Source organism: Achromobacter sp. ESBL13 (genome assembly GCF_036668755.1).
Lineage (GTDB): Bacteria > Pseudomonadota > Gammaproteobacteria > Burkholderiales > Burkholderiaceae_B > Achromobacter.
Genome location: NZ_JAZEVT010000001.1, coordinates 1,521,536 through 1,537,852, shown reverse-complemented (window position 1 = coordinate 1,537,852; position 16,317 = coordinate 1,521,536). Strand labels below are relative to the sequence as shown.

The window sequence follows — 16,317 nt, the reverse complement described above, 5'->3', positions numbered from 1 at the left end:
ACGCTTACTTTCATAAGCGAATAGCGACCGGGAAATGCCTACCAGCCCGCAGGCCCGGGTGATACCCATGCCGCGCTCGGTCATCAACGTTCTGACCGCTTCGCGTTTGGCCTGCGGGCTTGCTACTTTCGGCTCAAAAGATCCTGAAGCGCAGCCTTGTCCAGCATCGATTCAGCCAACAGCTTCTTGAGCTTGTTGTTCTCTTGCTCCAGCTCCTTCAGTCGCTGGGCGTCCGAGACGGTCATTCCGCCGAACTTCGCCTTCCAGTTGTAGTAGATGGCCTCCGAGATCCCGTGCTTGCGGCACAGTTCGGCCACCTTGGCCCCTGCCTCGGCCTCCTTCAGCACCCCGATGATCTGTTCTTCCGTAAATCGTTTCTTCATCGCCGTTCCTTTGTGAACGGACTCTACATCGATTTCGTACTAACCACGGGGAGCAGGTCAGGGCGGGCAAAGGCTGGGGCCGCATCAATGCCAACGTGTAATTGGCCAACGTAGCGTGCTTGCTGACCAACGATCTTGTGTCGTACGTGACGGGGACCGCGATCAGTGTGGACGGGGAGTTGTGTCCTGTACTGTAAGCACCATGTTTGCTTCAGGCACTTTGTCGCGACTTCTCGACCAACCACCAATCTGTGCATGCGCGCCAGATATCCGCTTCATCCTGCTGGCATATTCCTACACTTATATGAGTGCCGGTGGACGGCACTAACCGGATTGGATACGCCGTCTCCGAGTATCCAAAGGGCATTCGCATAGGTAGCAAGGTCATAGCTCCGGGTAACCGTTTGGGACCTAGGATGTCAAATGTACATGCAGCAAAGTGGCTCGCCGCGGCAGAGTGGCTCCACGCTCTTACCGATGCGCCGAGACTGTTGGAATTGGAATTTCGCCACGCCCATTGTGTGGCAAATCCGACCTAGCGCTTTCCACGCCTTTGGATATGTTCCTCAATTGGTTAGCGCTTTCGACACCGTCAAAACGTCCATCAATAGGGGGCGTGCATGACTGCTCGGCCCCTTTCATATGCGCGAATGGCTCAACCCTTCGTCCATGCGCCGCTGTTTCGAAGCTTCGCCAAAGGCGAGCAGGCGCGGTACAAGCTTGATGTTACTTACCAGTACACGTTGCGGGACGGTAGCAGTTCGACGTACCGTTTTTGGGGCCCGGAACCATTGGGAGCAACTGATTTGCTTGTTCTGCAAGGGCTGGTCGCAGTGGCTACCGGGCGTTTATCCATGCCGGGCGGTGTCAAGCAGATGCTGCGAGACGGTCGGTCGCAGCGTGCGCATCTCGTTCTGACCGAGGACGCCTACACCGAACGAACGGTCGCGGCCCGATTCGTTCTATATGGCTTCGCGCTTGCGCTCGGATATTCCAGCCCAAGTGGGTCAACGCTAGAGCGGTTGCGACGTTCCATTGAACGGATGAGCGCAGTCACTGTGCTCGCCGCATCTCCTAAGTTTCGAGGGTCCTTCCACCTTCTCTCTGGGTATGTTGAAGACAGTGCCACTGGAGAAGTAGTCGTTGGACTAAATCCCCACCTTACAGGCTCGGTGCTAGCACGGACGGGGTACCTCAGGGTCAATTTTGACGAGGTACGAAAATTGAAGACCGACGCAGCGCGACTGATCCATAGTCGCCTCCACTGGATAAATCAGGGGGACAGCCGAGTGGTAGGGGTGTCAACCCTGTCTGAGTATGTGTATTGCGGCGCGCCCGCCTCGGGCTCCGCGCTGTCCAATCGCAAGGCAACGATCCACAGGGCCATGCAGGAGTTAGATGAACTTGGTTGGGGTATCAATAGGCTGGATGCGGCGCAATACAAGATTGCTCGACCAGCTCGGAAGTCAACAGCACAGCGCTCGCGCACTCTAGCAGCGACTGGCCGAACGGTGAACTGGTCACTGGCCGAACAGTGAAATTCAACTGGCCGAACGGTGAATTATGACTGGCCGAACGGTGAAGTCCCATTTCCAGAACACTGTCAATTAGAGGGAGTTTTGGGAAGCTCGTAACGCGATCAAAGTTAGTTCAAAGTTCTTTCTATGAACTTTTTTTTGATCAAGAGTGCCGTCGCTCGAGCCCGGTTCCGCGGGTGGTTCGGCACGGTGTATCGCGGCGCTTCTTAGCCTGCGGATGAGTTCTCCGGCTGTCCTGTTCCGATCTATTTGCTTGATCTCCGGCTCGCCAGGGAACCAGTGTTGGCGCGTGACGTGCATTTCATGCGGACAGCGCCGCTCTGCGTGCGCGACGTCGCAACGTACACGATCAAGGTGGCGCTGATGTTCTCCCCTTGGAACGGGAGCCATCTGCCAGGCTACGAAGCTTCGTCATATGCTGCATGTACCACGAGCCCACACGCACTCCGAGGCAATCCGCGTTGTCTCGAAGGCTCGAGCACGTGATCCCGAGGGAAACGGTGTTGTGTCGTGCAAAGCGTGGGCACATTCCTCGTTGGCAAGCATGTTCGATGCGCAAAGGCCGGTTAGCTCGTCACATGTCGCAGGTTGTCACAGCGGTGCCGGATTTGCTGAGACCGGTCGATGCTTACTGTTAGGCCGTAGCGAACCGGCAGATGGGCGGGAGCCGCGGTTACGAGCAGCAGTAGGGCGCCGCTATCCTTTGGTGGAGCAGCAAGCTCGAGATCGCGTGCTCAGAAGCTCCGAGGCGCTCATATGACGAAAAGCACAAGTCAGCTCAGCCGCCCCAGCCTATGAAAAGCCAACCTTTTCACTCTTGCGCCGAGTTGTCGCCATCGCCGGAGTCATCGACCTCATTACGTTGCGCCAGCGGCACGTATCGTTCGAGAGGCGCTTTCCATCCAAGGAAGATATCCAAAGGATTGTGTGTGCCGACGAATTCACGAGCGAGTCCTACCCGGAGAAATACCGCCTGACGATCGGCCTCGGGCAGGGCAGTTGCACGATCCTCGATACCCTGAAAGAACTGCTCCAGACTGAAGGCCCTTACCCAGGCTTGAATGACTTGCTCAAGTTCGTCGCGGCTATCTTTGATGGACTGAGCTTCACGACGCTGGTCTTCCTCTTGCCGGCGACGCTTTTCTGCCGCGAGCCATTCCTGCTGGCGTATTCCCGCCTGCCGTTTCGCTTCCGCCAACTTCTCCGTGACGGTTGCGATCGAGCTCTTGAGAGTTTTGATGATTCGGGGGATATCTGACGCTGGGCTGTGCGTCTTGGTTTCCTGGAATGTCGTTGACCACGAGACGTTCCACTGTGGTGCATAGACAACTAGCCTCAGTCGGCCGGACGGCAGGTCATGGGTGCTCGTCCAAGTATGGTCGACGTGGCGTCTGGATGCTTTGGGCGCTACATACTCTGATTCGCGGACGTACTTACCGTTGACGTACCGCACTGCGACGGACTTGGTCATCTCCACAATGGACAGCCCGAAGGCGAGTGCGTCGATGTAGACGACCGTGGGGCGCTGGGGAGACCAGAGGCGACTATAACCATAAGGATCGTGTTTGTGGCCCTTCCGTGTTGGCTCTTCCTTTTCGTAGACCGATTCGCGGCGAAGCTTCGCATCAGGAGGCGCGATGACCACTCGATAGCCTGCCGATTCCAATGCATTAAACAAGTCGTTTGCGAAGCCGAGAGCCTTGTCGATCCCGGTATTGGACGCGGTGACGTCGACCAGCAACTTCTTATATGGCTTGAGATGTTCGCTTTCTTTCACCTCGCGACCGGCGAGAAAAAGCTCCTTCGCGCCAAGGATCAAGCTGTGGGTGCCAGTGACGCGGTGGATGGGACGTGGAGCGCGGGCTCGAGGTTCGGTTGCCGGATGAGGCTTTGTCGCGGGCGGCGTGGGAAGTCCATCTTTGCGCGACCACGCCATCTGATCACCTGGCCGGGGTTCAGGAAGTGATGGCGCCTTTGCTGCCTTGCCGACCGCCAGCTTCGCCCAGTAACCGCGTTCTGGACGAGGGACGCGTAGCGCAGTGCATACACGCGCCAAGTAACTGCTCGAAACCTGAAACTTGTCGGCGACCTTGGTCATTGGGATTGTCCAGACCAGATCGTAGAGTTCTTCCCGGGTAACCACGCCAGTTTCCACCGTCATCATTCCTAATCTGACCTGCTCCGCGCGTGAGGCGCAGGTACCTTCCATGACCGGCTCCGATTTCCGGGGCGGCGCCTTGGCCGTCTTCACACCGCATTGAGGCAATGGCTAAACGGCCGCTCGAGTTCGTCCCCGCATTAAGCCCATTTGATCGAACGACCAATCGCCAAATTTGGCGCCTCCGGCCTTCAGACCGGGTTTCGCTCTTGGTCTTCAGGTTGGTCACGCTGCGTCATGAAATCGGGAGTCACACCCTCCGCCTCGAACCAGCTATCCCATGATTCGCCAACAGGGCTTATGACCCGGGTCCGACCAATCGCCACGATATTGACAATTTTTACACCCTCCGGAAATGCAACGGTCCTGGGCAGCCATATGGCCTGGCTACCGCTACTTCGAAAAACGATACCCTGCTCCACAGCACAATCCTCGAAAATGACAAACGAAGCTTCCGACGGCGAGTCACCGGACGGGCATGTCACTGGGACCTCCCTGCACGCAGGTAGCGACTCTGACCAATCGGCCCGCGATTGAGACGCCTGGAGCTCATTTGTGGCTACGGCCTTAGCCGTAATTGCAGCTTTTCAAGCACCTTCACAAGTTCAGTATCAGAAGCTTCATATGGATGGGCAAAGTTATCAATGCAAATCCATTGAGCAAGCTGTCCAGGGTGTACGTACGCCTCAAAGTCGTCCACGAGCAGGCACTCTTCAATAGCAGCATCGCGGATCAGCGCCAGATCTTTTGTGGCGCCAGTCCACGACACATACTCAAGTTGGGCAAACCAAGCCGGGGCGGCACGCTCCTGGATAAGCTCGCCGGCTATCGCGCGAAACCGTGGCTCGTTCACCGTGGTGAACATTACGATGCGGGGAAACAGCTCTCGGCAACGCTCTAGAAAGGTGAAAAGGCCAGGACGCGGAATCTGGCTCACCGCGTTCGAGATGAGCGTGCCTTCCAAGTCGAGAGCTAGTACGGAAGGGCGTGGCATTGGGTAGGATAGTCCGGAGCGGGAGACGTTGCGAGAGTTGTTGAGGCAGGGGTGAAGGCTATCGAATCAGGAAGGCCATCGCGAAAAAGAGGAACGCTATTAAGTCGGCGGCCCATAGACAGCGCGTGAGAGGCCAGCGTGATCGATCCGCCGACGCCGCCTTTCTCGGACCCGGGCCGAGTGGTCAGAGTCGCTGTCGGTGTAGACGATCTACATAATGTGGGCCGCCTTGCGCGCTGTCGCTGACATCAACTATCAGAACCTTGAACGTCTGGAAGCTCTGCTCGGATGATAGCGAGAGCCTCCCGCATTTGATCGGCCGCGGACAACAGTCTCAATACGGCGCTCCAATACTCGGCCCCTAAGTCGCCATCCCGGTTGGCTAAGTCGTTGAGCACCCGCTTCGCAAGCGTCAGGTCCACGGGTTCGAGGGACGAAAAGCTCTCTGCACCCTGGTGAGCCGCTCTGCGCTCGAACAGCCAAGACCTAATGGCAGCCTCCGCGATCGTGCTTCCAGTTGCGTGGTGGCCGCCGATATTGCAGGCGTACCCCTCTGGCGTTTGGGCGACGTCAGCCTTGGTGACGTTAACGAGCTCGGCTCCAACTTCTTCAATCATCGCCGCGAGGTCGCGAAGTTGGACCACCTCTGGTCCTTCGCTGATCACATGTACAGTGCCACTATTCAGCTCCACATAGGCGAGCGCTTTGTCTCCGAGGCTGAGAGCAGGGATCCCTCTAGCTTCAAGAGCAGCGAAAAGCAGCGACGCTCCGCTTAACCCGCTGGGCCCTTGAATGGGCTGAACGGCGAGACCGTCTGCTGTGAGCCGCTTGAATGCTGGCCTAGCCGGCACCGCTGTCAGCCCAGCTAGGGTCTCCTGAAGGTCGGCTAAAAATTTCGAGGACACTGGCACACGAAGCCTCATGGATCCGTTAATCAGTCTAGCTTGAGTGTAAATCCGAGCAGGGTAAGTCGCGAAATGCGATTTACCCTGAGTGTCGATGCTTTTGATTTTTTTCGCAGAGCGATGGCCTCTTCGCGGCGCAGCGATTGGGGCTCCTGGCACAGTAGAAGCCAGTCGCCGGGCTAACGCCCCGCCATTTAGCTGGCGCCTCAATGCGGTGCGGGCATGGATTCGGCGTCGCTACGGTAGTGGGAGCCAGTCATGGCAGCGATGTGCGTCTTACACCGCGCGATGAGCTGTCCGAGCAGCAAGCTGCGTTGGTTATCCGGTCTCGCCCAAACGAGGCGGCACATTTTTTCAGGTTGCAGGGCGCTACTGGGGCCACACGCGGACTGCCTTGAAACGACTCTATCAGGCGCTTCATCTCCGCAGCAGCTAGTACGCTCCGAGGGACTCGAGGCCACCTCGCTGTAGGACCGACGAGCCCACGGGAATGGGTTGTCCCTAGTAGGATCGATGTGCTGCTGGAGTCTAGTCGCGTTGCATGTAACGGTACCTCAGCGCAAAATTACAAGTAATGCGACCATGAGGTTGTTCATGAAGACATCGATCATCAACGCCCGAGTGCAAAAGCTCAAGGACGCGCGACGCATGGCAGGCTTGCGGCTCGTGCGGATTTGGGTGCCTGACACCCGGCGACCGGGGTTTGCCGAGGAGTGCCGGCGCCAAAGCCTTGCGATAGCCTTATCTGACAAGGCCGACGCGCAGTTGGAGCGCCTAATGGATGATGCCGCTGCCGAGGTTGATGGCTGGAGGAAATGATGAACACGCCCTGAAGATCGTGCAGGGCGTGACCATTGTGATGGAAAATCCTGTACTGACGCGGCTAGCTAAGCCTCTCCGCGAGCCTTCTGCAAGTAGTCAAGGATCTTCAGCAGTGAACCGTCTGCGCAGAGCTCCCTAAATCGCGTATTGGCAATCGAAAATGGCACGTTAGGCGCTTCGGGAGAGGGATGGCGCCACGCATGCCCATGAGCGATCTTACTCAAGATCGCGTCCAGCACATGGCGAGGGTTGTGCTTCGTTCGCGCATGTGCTCCTTTCCCTTGAAGCAGGGGGAGCACGCGGTCCCATTCTTGATCTGTAAGGCTTGCTAGGCCAGCCCTGTTGATAGGGACGACAAGATCTCGACAAGAAAACTTGGGCGATCCAGTCGCGATGGGTGTGCTCCGGAACCGAAACGTCTTGTCTTTTTCGAGCAAAGTATCTCGCGCACGAGTGTGAACGGCAATCAGTTCTAACCTCGTCACGAACAACGTGCGTCCAATTGCATGTCCTTGCGCACTCATTTGCAGGTCGCCGGCGGGTGGGTCCAGGTCAATTCGACCTTGCATGGCGTACTTGTGGACGCTCTGACAGCAGTCTCTTGCTGAGCGGGATAGTTGGAGCCAGCGAAGCGGTTCGCTTATTAGCGGACCTGCGTCGGTGTCGCTAAGGCTTTTTTGAAGCCCAGCATCATGGACCACGTGGCGTGGTGTCGCCGCAGAGTAATCTACATAACTTAACAGGTCTACGTTGCCGGGGCTGAAGACCGCAGGCAAGACGTGACTGTTAGGTCGAAACATCGCTCGCATCAGTGCCAAAGCCGGAATATAGACAGTCCGACGTTCCATGCGTGCAGCGAACACTTGATGGTTCGATGCGATTGCTGGCTCTAAACTAGCCGCGCCGAAGGCCTCCAAGTATTGGTAAGTTGGCACTCGTTTCCAAGAAGATGGATCGGTCAGAAGCGAACTGCCTTCACTGGCGGGCTTGGAAGGTAGCCCATGTTTTCTCAATGAAGCCAGGTCTGCGAACATGACGTTTCCTGTTCGCTCAATTATCTGCACTCGAAGTCCACCTTCGGTGCTAATGCCACACGCCCATTCCATCTGCTCGCTCCTTGTCATCAGAGCGTATAGGGCGAAACTCAGAAAAAGTGGCCTTAGATCTTCACATTACGATAGCTACGTTTCCCGGCAGGAAGGGATTGATCACCGTATCCGGGGCCGGCGTCCCGTTTGACGGATGGAGTCGGCCGACGCCTTGAACGCCTTTAGCCAAGCAACGAGGCGGGGGAACATCACTTTGTTGTGCTTATATTGAGAAAGCATGCCCGTGGGCTTGAGCAGATCGGCCACAGCCGTTCTCTTTCCCTCGGCCCGATGCTTGGCAAGTTCGTCTGTCATAGTTCTGATTGCCGCAGCCTCGACGGCTTTCCAGTCTCGCAGTTTCGGCCCCTTCATATGGGCAGTCGAACTCCTCAACGATCTCGCCGCGCTCTCAAGGAAGACCGTCAGCAACACGTGTTTAAGTGGTGGGCAGTTCTCGGCAGCTGGCTGCAAGAGGAGAGCGGGCCAAGGCCTTGAACTCGACGGCATACCGCAGCCAACCGAGTGCAAGAACTCCGAACCGTAGAAGCTGGCCAAATCTGCGGAGATCGCCGAGCCAAGCAACTGAGTGCTTGATATGCCGTAACCCAGATCGCGCGCCCGTTGCCTGTAAGCTTGTTTGACTTGAGGCAGGCGTAGGCTTCGATCATTGCACGCAAAGGCCGACAACTCCGCTATCCGACATATGACCTCGAACGGTATTCCCTTCGGAGTTTGAATCTTATGGCAGGGTGCGGCCGCGGGCTCCGGGACGCAAGTTCCAGGACGAACACTAAACGTGCTGCTTCTGAGCATGCACATATGCTTCAAGCAGACGTAGGTGCAGGGCAACTGGTGATGCCTGTGCCAGTATGACAGTCCGAAGTCTCGTAGATCGTCCCGACAGCACCGCGGACACAGTCGCAATTGCGATGTGCCTTGAATAGCGTTCTTCGACAGCGTGGCCAATGATCTGCCTGGCTGCGGACCGGACAAGACGGCGCGCGATACTTTCTCCTTCTGAGCCGGATCCATAAAGCAAATGGTGTACGGAAACAAGGTGTGTAGAAAAAGCAAGGTCTGCATAGACAGTCCGAACGTCTCGGAAACCATGATGTGGTTGGTCATGACGAAGGACTGGTTCGAGATCTTGGCCCCGGTGACGGAGGGCAACAAGCGTTTTAGAGGAATTCCCGTTTCTCTGCATGCCCGATGGATCATGCTGCCGACCACCTCTTCAGGATATGGTCGGAGCAGGTGCATATCAGAGTTCCAGGATGTCTGCTAGGTTTGGAGCCATGCCAAACTCAACAAGCTTGTCCATGACCTTCGTATGCTCTGCCGTAGCATGCGCGACCGCACGTCGGTAGTCATTTGGCCTAGAGTCGAATCGGTCTGCTGCTAGTGTTGCTGCACTCTTGGACAATGATGACTTCCTCGGTGCCTTGCGAGGTTTGATCGCGGCTGCGACGGCTTGTATACCTTGAGCCAAGTTCATTGATGGGTCAGCTTGTGCGACGGACTGGGAAAGTTGCTCTGCCATGTCACCGTCAAGCCCCATGGCGGCCATCCCTGCTGCAAGTCGAGGCGCAAAGGTTGGATCGTCCGCTTTTACCGCGTATAGGGGAGATTTCTTCAATGCCAGGTTCCGGCTTACCTGCTCCAGGTGCGCTTGCAAGTTCAATGGTGCGATGTCGTCGTAGGCCATAAGACTCTCAGGGCTGTCCGATCTCAACGCCTCGATCATGGGGTGCATAAGCTTAAATTCAGACGCGAAGACCTGAAGGATCAACTCTGGTGTGAGCCTCTCGGTGCCGTGCTGAATCGCGCGAGCCTGGGCTGATACAAACAGCTTGATTGCCAAGTCGATGATGCCCTGGGAGCATTCGTAGAGAACATGCTGGAAGTCCTCATCAAGTTGCACCGGGTTTTTCACCCATTGATAGCTCCATAGCACCTCCAAGAAGCCTTCCCAATCGCTAGGCTCCGAAACTGAGCCGCGACGCAGGCGATCCCAAGGGGCAATAGAGTGCCCGCTTGATCGCCGAGCTTGACGGAAATCTTGGGTGAGTACTTTTGCCGCTTTGTTTGTGCCAATGAACAAGATAGGAACGTTCAGGTCGTTGCATGCCGACACCAGCTCAGTCATGACCGTTTGAGCGCCTTTACGAGCGTTCGCCAGGTTTTGGACTTCGTCACAGATCAGAAGCCCCACAAGGTGGATGTTCATCAAGCGTGCCACATTGCGCATGAGGGTGTCGGACCCCGCGCGTCCTTGTTGGCTGTACATCCGGTGGTACTCCGCACCAGGGATGATTTCATCCAGCTTATGCAGAATCCCTTGGGCGAGTCCCTTGATGGACGATCCGTCGCTTGGCATCTCGATATGCAGGTGCGGGACCTGATAAATGTTCAGCTCAGGATGGAAGATGACCTGCGGAATGCCCGCGCACCATCGCCTCACCGTTGTCGTCTTGCCCATGCCAGAGATACCGATCAGCGCGGCAGACCTTTGAGGCGTGATTGAAGTCGTCGTCTGCCTGAAGGTCGCCTGGGCCGGCGCCGCTTGATTGAGTCGGTTGAAGATGTTTGCGTGGCCAGCTGTTCTTGGCGCCCGGCCGACGTAGCCCATGCGCAGAAGCCCATCAAGAGCCCGACAGAGCTCGAGGTGGTTGTTCATTGGCACCATGAAGTTCGCGAGGCCTTCGAGCATCATCAATCGTTCGTGGTTGGCCCATTTCCGCTGCTCTGGATCAAAGTCGGGCCTGAGCATAAGCGCAGCGATGAGTTCATCGTCCGTCATCGACGCGGGCAGCGCTTCGATCAGCGGGTTGCCACGGTACGCGGGGATTCGCTGCTCTTTATAGGTCGCGACTGTGACTCGAGGATCAGAGGTGTTCAATTTTCAGTTCCTGGGTTCAGCTCTGCCATCATCTGGCGGCGAATTTGGGCGATCCTGGTGGCAGTCGGATCTGCCTGGTCCATCTTTGTCTTTGCCAAGGGCACAACGTTGTCGGGCGATTGCGAGAACTGTGTACCGGGTTGGCTATCGGACAAGCGAGCGGTGTCACGGCGTTCGTCAATCCGTTCGATATGCCGAGATTCTTTGGTGTCTGCGCGGCGGTATGTGCGGGACACGGTCCCGATAGCCTTCAACTGCTTCTTTGCAGCCTCGACAGTAGGCTTGGTAACTTTGCGAAAGTTGTAGCTGCTGTGCAGACGGGCTTCAGCGGATTGAGCGTGGACGGCGGCCTTTAGCTTTGTGAAGTACGCCACTTCCGAGAAGCTCATGCCCGTATATTCGGTACTGCGCGCTGTCAATTTTGCGATAACGTGTGGATCCTTGGAGGTAGGGTGCCGGACGTAGATCTCGTCCACGAGCCTGGGATCGGACAAAACGTCGACCACAAATCGGCGTTGACGTGCGTTTTCGAACCACTTTTGGTCGATCGCGGTGCTGCACGTGTAATACAGGTCATTGAACGAGATTCCCTCAGCCGTCACCACAGCTTGCCCTTTGGCCAGCAATGAGCGGCGTACAAACGAGTGCTCATACGTTCTGAGCTGTCCGGCTCGTGTAGCCACGCCGTGATTCCAAAGATCGATAGGGTTGGGGTCGACCCCGTCGATCAACTCATTTGGAGTGAGTTCGTAGCCGCTGATCGCGCGACGGTTGTGATGAACGATGGCATTCAGCATAAGGTTGCCAAAGTCATTCACCGTGAGGCAGGCATCCTTGTCGTACCGCTTTCCGCGCCTTTTGGTCGCATTCGACGGTGGATCATATGCAGGGGCCACAGTCCTGAGTTGGTTATGAGCTTGCCGAAAGCCACACTCGACAAGCGGCTTGTGATCAGGACGCTTGCTAGGAAGGTTGGCAATGGTGCTGTGGACTCCTTCAACGATGCTGTTGCTCGATTGACTGATCATGTCGCCCCTATCAGCAAGAAACGCTGAAGGAAACACTTGATGTGCTGGCCAATCGCTTTCGTTGTATTCAACGCCATAGCGTTGGCATAGCCGACGCTTGTCTTCTGAAATGCTGAGAACCGCTTGCATCGCACCAACCCAAGACGCGTTTTCCAAGCCGAAATAGAAGCCCACGATCAACCGCGACTTCCGATCGACGATCAAGTAGATGGTCGGCTTGCCAATGATGGCCCTTACGTCCTTGCTCGACACCAGGTAGATGTCGCCGATGGTGCTGTCGATTTCGTAGTAGTGCCCAACTCCGAGGCAGTCTTCCAGGACCGTTCCCAGCTTCTTGCGGTGGTCCCGCTCGAAGTCCTTGTCGCCGAGGCGTCCCCGTAAGCGGGTTTCGATGTTATAGGCTTTCTTTACGAAGTGGCTGAGCTGCTTTTGGCTCGGACGTTCTCCAATCGGGTTGATGTGGGTGACCTGGTTCCCGTCGGAGAAGAAATAGTGCTTTTCGAGCAGTGTCATGTAGGCGTCCACCATGGTTACGCGCTGATCCTTAAGATACCGAGACTCAATCACCGACCGGAAATTGGCCAAATCGCTAGAGCACAACTGATACGTATCAATGCCAGATTTCGAGGGACGACCTCGCCGGGAAGTGAGGCCTTCCGTGGAAGACCGCCCCGAGTTTTGATAGTCGGGCAGCAAAGCCATCTTGTTTTGCCCGCGGGTCCAGTAGCGCCGTAAGTCCTTATACAAGGTGCCCTCCGCACATCGTTCCCTCTTGGCGTGATCCTTAATTGCTTGGTTGCGTGAGGAGGGGCAGAAGAGCGAATCGCCGGCAGCATCCAGTAGGCGCATCAGGCGTGCGTAGGCTCGCTCACAACGCTCTCTGCGCGCCGGAGATGCCTCTGCATAAAGCGGAGGGTCTTCCGGCAGCTTTGAAAGGTTCCTGATGTCGCCATGGGCGATTGCAACCGGCCAAGCCGTAGGCGCATCAATGTCAATGCACCAAGCCTCATCGGATCCCTGGCCGATTGTGAGCAGCCGGTACCGATGACCATCGAGCTGAAAGATGTTGTTCGCAAACAGCATTACGCCTTCCTTGCGACGATATGAGAGCGAACTGGCAGGCTTGGACTGAAGTTGGTTACCGGTTCGCGGGCGAGGATGCTGACGTTCAAGTCGGTGCTGAGCATTCGTGCCTGAAGCAGCATTCGGGCCACGCGCAAACCGGCACCGCGGCATTGCCCGTGGGCGTCATCGAACTGAGCGCAGTATTCGGCTAGAGACATAGATCCGACGGCGGGGCGAAGCTGAGAGAGCTCATTGAGCATGGCGTCCTTGAGGGACTCGTACACGCCCGCGCGTTCCTCTACTTGACCCTCGGTTAAGCCACTGTCCCGGATCCATACCAAGTTGTTCACGACGGCCTTGGGGATGTTCGAGCGGTAAACCAAGTGATGATCGATTTCGATCCTCTCGAAGTAGGTTCGCTGGATCTCGAGCTTTTCGATGGATCGAGGATCTTCGGCTTCGTCGTCAGCCTTGGCGTTGATGGCGATGAGCGTACTCGCGTCTTGAGCCGTCGATACCGTCAGCATGAAGTCGACGGTCATGACCGTTGCTACGTGGGTGCCGGGATAGGTCGGATGGGCAATTTGAAGCTCGTGCGCGATACTCTGCGTCACCTCACGGTCCAATGGATATTGCTCACGGATATCCCGCACGTTGGACGACCATTCGGCGGCCAAGAAGATGTCGTGTTCGATATCTGAGAGAAGGTGATGCACTCTGCCAGTCTTGGGGCTCCATACCCGGCGCGATCGGCCCAGGCTACTTACGTCCTTAACCTCAATCCACGGTCGATAGGACGCACCAGTTCCCATGCCGCGCTTTTCAGCGGTCCATCGCTTAATCTTCTCTTCCGTCCACTGGTGCTTCCCCATGGCCCAAACCTCACAGCTAACCTAAGACTGTCGTATAGTTGGGTAGGTACCCCATAAATCGGGGAGCCACTACTCACGAAGAATGTTCATCATATACGATGAATTTCCAGCGTCGACCCCTCGGAGTCGGCTTTGTCGCGTCTACACCCACAGCACAGGTTGTTTGAATGGTTTTGGCCCGGGTAAAAATGGACTGGGAGGATCGTGCGCGTCGTATCCTGCGGATCGAACTCGCCAGGGCTGGCGTCAGTTACAAAGAACTCTCTCGTCGTTTGGAGGCCCTGGGCGTCGATGAGACTCATATGAACCTGTCCAACAAGGTTGCGCGCGGGAGATTCTCATTTGAGTTTTTCCTGAAATGCATGCGCGCGCTAAATGTCCGCAGCGTGGAGCTCAGCGAGATTTATGCGCCCCTCCAGACAAACAGCGGCAATCAATCGTTGGAGCCGGAGGTGTCGGGCCCGCAGATGGATAGTTAGGCTGCTGACCCCATTTCGCGTTGACCCTAGACGAGCCTTCTGTGCTGGTGCGCGTACGACAATGTATGACGACCACCACGGGCAGACCGACACAAGAAGAAGATAAGCTCGACCACGCCCATGCGTGCGCTTATGTAGCGCATGTGAAACCCGAACCGATCAACCCTGGGCTTTGCCAGGCCGCCTGCGCGAAAGGCGTTGGCCGGGCGCAGGACGTCGTCGCATGGCGAAGTTTGCGGTTCCCCGCCCTAGCTTCGGATCCGTTCGCGTTTGTGTGCCGTGGCTTCGCGCTGCGCGCTGTCGACTTCATGCCGCTCGACCCGGTCAGCAGCGTTTGCGCCGAGCCGCCGCTCTTACCCGTGATGAACTCGACTGCCAACCATAGCGACGGGTACTCGCTGCGATGACCTTGCGTGAGGCGAGACGCGCGCTCGTGCGCTTCCTGGGAAATCTTGTTCGCATTGTTCTTGCTCGTGGCTCCCATTCGCTCAAGAGGTATAGCCACCGCAAAACTCGCGGGGATCCGGCACACACGGGTGCCAAACAATCACTGTGGAGAGGCATCGGCTGCCTAAGCGCGTGCAGACGGCCGGCGCAATCCGTCGCCGTTTCAGTGTGAGCGATCCCGTTTACGTCACTCCAGCAGCCTGTCTCGCAATCGAAGAGGACAGATCATCGTAGCCTCGGATTATCCATTTAATGGATCTTTTCATTTATGAAATCCAAAGCTACTGGTTTGATAGTGGTCAGAAGATACTTCGAAATATCACGATCATGGCTGACTTAATCAGTAACTAATTACGCTCATATGATAGTTTCGGAAATTATCTGAAAATCTATATTTAGTGGTTGACTTGGGCTTACACGCTACATATAGTGGTTGAATGTTCTTCACGGCAGACGCACACAGTCATGACTTACAAGCATGTTGTAAAGTTTTATCCTGTTGGTAACGGGGATACATCTCAAATTGTTCTTGAGAACCAACGTCGCATCTTGTTTGATTTCTGTCACCGAGGTGAGTGCGCTGAAGATCCTGATCGGCCAGAAATTAATCTGAAGGCGGTGCTTAAGGATGAGTTGGCGCAGGCTGAGCTCGACTATTTTGATGTGGTTGCCTTTACCCATGCGGATAGGGACCACATACAAGGCAGCACCGAGTTTTTTTGGTTGGAGCATGCAAAGAAGTATCACGGTGAAGGGCGCATCAAGATAAAGCAGCTTTGGGTGCCAGCGGCAATGTTGTTGGAGAAAGCTGACAATGATCACCAAAGTGAAGAGTTCGTCTTGCTTCGCCAGGAAGCGCGCCATCGCCTCTTGGAAGGGGAGGGCATTTTGGTGTTTTCGCAGCCGCAAGAGTTGATGGACTGGCTCGAGCCCCTGTTGGAGGCCCGCGGTGAAGCTCCTAGCGCTCGAGACCATCTGTTTGTGGACGCCGGGACGATCGTTCCGGGCTTTTCGCTGTCCAATGACCAGGTCGAGTTTTTCTGTCACTCACCGTTCATCGAGCACTGCGATACCAAAGACATCATCCGTAATAGCGCTGCCCTTGTGTTCAATGTGCGATTTGACGTCGGACACGGAAGCCGGGTGGATTACCTCGAGGTGGGCGATGCGGATTGGGAAGACCTTGAGAAGATAGTGCGGATCACGCGCTACCACGGCAACGAAGACCGGCTGCGGTGGGATCTGTTTAATATCCCTCATCATTGCAGCTACAAGTCGCTGAGCGATGAGAAAGGGGAGAAGGAAACCACGCCGAAGCCGCTGGTGGAGGATCTCCTGAAGCTTGGCAATGCCGGTGCTTATATCGTCAGTTGCAGCAAACCAGTTCCCGATGAGCGTTCCATGTATTCGGAGAAACAGCCTCCGCACATTCAGGCGCGTAAAGCGTATCAGCGGTACTTGGACGAGGTAGGCGGTAGGCGCTTCTTGGTGACCATGGAAGAGCCTAACGCATCCAAGCCCCAGCCGATCTCTTTCGAAGTAACTAAGCAGGGCGTGGCGATGCTCAGAGCTGCGACCCTTGGGGCACCTGCCATCATCGCCTCGACGGCGCCCAGGGCTGGACGCACTCGTGGCTGAT

At 56.3% G+C, this 16,317-nt stretch carries 14 protein-coding genes and 1 pseudogene; 5 read left to right on the top strand and 10 right to left on the bottom strand.

All coding sequences use genetic code 11. The annotated features are described in order from the left end of the window. Window positions 1–9: 9 nt before the first annotated feature. Window positions 10–383: pseudogene (locus tag V6F88_RS06790) on the bottom strand (transposase); the annotation flags it as partial. Between the two features lie 650 nt (window positions 384–1,033). Here V6F88_RS06790 and repC point away from each other — a divergent pair. Then, a complete protein-coding gene (gene repC / locus V6F88_RS06785; protein WP_332608565.1) occupies window positions 1,034–1,921 on the top strand; it encodes a replication protein C, IncQ-type in 888 nt (295 codons plus the stop codon). 811 nt (window positions 1,922–2,732) lie between these two features. Here repC and V6F88_RS06780 read toward each other — a convergent pair. The 4 genes from V6F88_RS06780 to V6F88_RS06765 form a co-directional block, all read right to left on the bottom strand. Further along, window positions 2,733–4,130, bottom strand: a complete 1,398-nt coding sequence (locus V6F88_RS06780; protein ID WP_332608564.1) for a hypothetical protein — start codon at window positions 4,128–4,130, stop codon at window positions 2,733–2,735. Window positions 4,131–4,270: 140 nt separating this feature from the next. Then, window positions 4,271–4,501 (bottom strand): type II toxin-antitoxin system VapB family antitoxin, encoded by a 231-nt coding sequence (vapB, locus tag V6F88_RS06775; protein WP_332608563.1) that lies wholly within the window; start codon window positions 4,499–4,501, stop codon window positions 4,271–4,273. Window positions 4,502–4,638: 137 nt separating this feature from the next. Beyond that, window positions 4,639–5,073: an NIF family HAD-type phosphatase gene (locus V6F88_RS06770; protein WP_332608562.1), complete on the bottom strand. Its 435-nt coding sequence runs from the start codon at window positions 5,071–5,073 to the stop codon at window positions 4,639–4,641. A gap of 248 nt (window positions 5,074–5,321) precedes the next feature. After that, complete coding sequence (locus V6F88_RS06765) at window positions 5,322–5,978, bottom strand: hypothetical protein (RefSeq protein ID WP_332608561.1); 657 nt, start codon at window positions 5,976–5,978, stop codon at window positions 5,322–5,324. 594 nt (window positions 5,979–6,572) lie between these two features. Here V6F88_RS06765 and V6F88_RS06760 point away from each other — a divergent pair. Next, the gene (locus V6F88_RS06760) at window positions 6,573–6,797 is read left to right on the top strand and encodes an antitoxin MazE family protein (protein WP_332608560.1); all 225 of its coding nucleotides are present in this window, start codon (window positions 6,573–6,575) and stop codon (window positions 6,795–6,797) included. Window positions 6,798–6,865: 68 nt separating this feature from the next. Here the strand turns inward: V6F88_RS06760 and V6F88_RS27890 are convergent, their stop codons facing one another. The 5 genes from V6F88_RS27890 to V6F88_RS06745 form a co-directional block, all read right to left on the bottom strand. Continuing rightward, window positions 6,866–7,324, bottom strand: coding sequence for a transposase (locus V6F88_RS27890; protein ID WP_442880253.1), 459 nt, complete (start codon window positions 7,322–7,324; stop codon window positions 6,866–6,868). Window positions 7,325–8,008: 684 nt separating this feature from the next. Further along, a complete protein-coding gene (locus V6F88_RS27885; RefSeq protein ID WP_442880189.1) occupies window positions 8,009–9,148 on the bottom strand; it encodes a TnsD family Tn7-like transposition protein in 1,140 nt (379 codons plus the stop codon). Between the two features lies 1 nt (window position 9,149). Next, entirely contained in the window at window positions 9,150–10,787 is a 1,638-nt protein-coding gene (locus V6F88_RS06755) for an ATP-binding protein (RefSeq protein ID WP_332608559.1), read from the bottom strand. After that, a complete protein-coding gene (locus V6F88_RS06750; RefSeq protein WP_332608558.1) occupies window positions 10,784–12,898 on the bottom strand; it encodes a hypothetical protein in 2,115 nt (704 codons plus the stop codon). The genes V6F88_RS06755 and V6F88_RS06750 overlap by 4 nt, the downstream gene beginning before the upstream one ends. Next, complete coding sequence (locus V6F88_RS06745; protein WP_332608557.1) at window positions 12,898–13,596, bottom strand: TnsA endonuclease N-terminal domain-containing protein; 699 nt, start codon at window positions 13,594–13,596, stop codon at window positions 12,898–12,900. The genes V6F88_RS06750 and V6F88_RS06745 overlap by 1 nt, the downstream gene beginning before the upstream one ends. A 344-nt stretch (window positions 13,597–13,940) precedes the next feature. On the opposite strand from V6F88_RS06745, the gene V6F88_RS06740 reads away from it, so the two are divergent. The 3 genes from V6F88_RS06740 (at window position 13,941) to V6F88_RS06730 (ending at window position 16,316) form a co-directional block, all read left to right on the top strand. Then, window positions 13,941–14,231, top strand: coding sequence for a DUF6471 domain-containing protein (locus V6F88_RS06740; RefSeq protein ID WP_332608556.1), 291 nt, complete (start codon window positions 13,941–13,943; stop codon window positions 14,229–14,231). Between the two features lie 65 nt (window positions 14,232–14,296). Continuing rightward, entirely contained in the window at window positions 14,297–14,638 is a 342-nt protein-coding gene (locus V6F88_RS06735; protein WP_332608555.1) for a hypothetical protein, read from the top strand. A 505-nt stretch (window positions 14,639–15,143) separates the two neighbouring features. Then, a complete protein-coding gene (locus V6F88_RS06730; protein ID WP_332608554.1) occupies window positions 15,144–16,316 on the top strand; it encodes a hypothetical protein in 1,173 nt (390 codons plus the stop codon). Window position 16,317: the final 1 nt, after the last annotated feature.

Excerpts from the sequence above, each read along its gene's own strand:
- V6F88_RS27890 (WP_442880253.1), bottom strand. The coding sequence starts at position 7,324 with ATGAGTGCGCAAGGACATGCAATTGGACGCACGTTGTTCGTGACGAGG.
- V6F88_RS06760 (WP_332608560.1), top strand. The coding sequence starts at position 6,573 with ATGAAGACATCGATCATCAACGCCCGAGTGCAAAAGCTCAAGGACGCG.
- V6F88_RS06735 (WP_332608555.1), top strand. The coding sequence starts at position 14,297 with ATGACGACCACCACGGGCAGACCGACACAAGAAGAAGATAAGCTCGAC.
- V6F88_RS06780 (WP_332608564.1), bottom strand. The coding sequence starts at position 4,130 with ATGGAAGGTACCTGCGCCTCACGCGCGGAGCAGGTCAGATTAGGAATG.
- V6F88_RS06740 (WP_332608556.1), top strand. The coding sequence starts at position 13,941 with ATGGACTGGGAGGATCGTGCGCGTCGTATCCTGCGGATCGAACTCGCC.
- V6F88_RS27885 (WP_442880189.1), bottom strand. The coding sequence starts at position 9,148 with ATGCACCTGCTCCGACCATATCCTGAAGAGGTGGTCGGCAGCATGATC.
- repC (WP_332608565.1), top strand. The coding sequence starts at position 1,034 with ATGGCTCAACCCTTCGTCCATGCGCCGCTGTTTCGAAGCTTCGCCAAA.
- V6F88_RS06770 (WP_332608562.1), bottom strand. The coding sequence starts at position 5,073 with ATGCCACGCCCTTCCGTACTAGCTCTCGACTTGGAAGGCACGCTCATC.
- V6F88_RS06750 (WP_332608558.1), bottom strand. The coding sequence starts at position 12,898 with ATGCTGTTTGCGAACAACATCTTTCAGCTCGATGGTCATCGGTACCGG.
- V6F88_RS06730 (WP_332608554.1), top strand. The coding sequence starts at position 15,144 with ATGACTTACAAGCATGTTGTAAAGTTTTATCCTGTTGGTAACGGGGAT.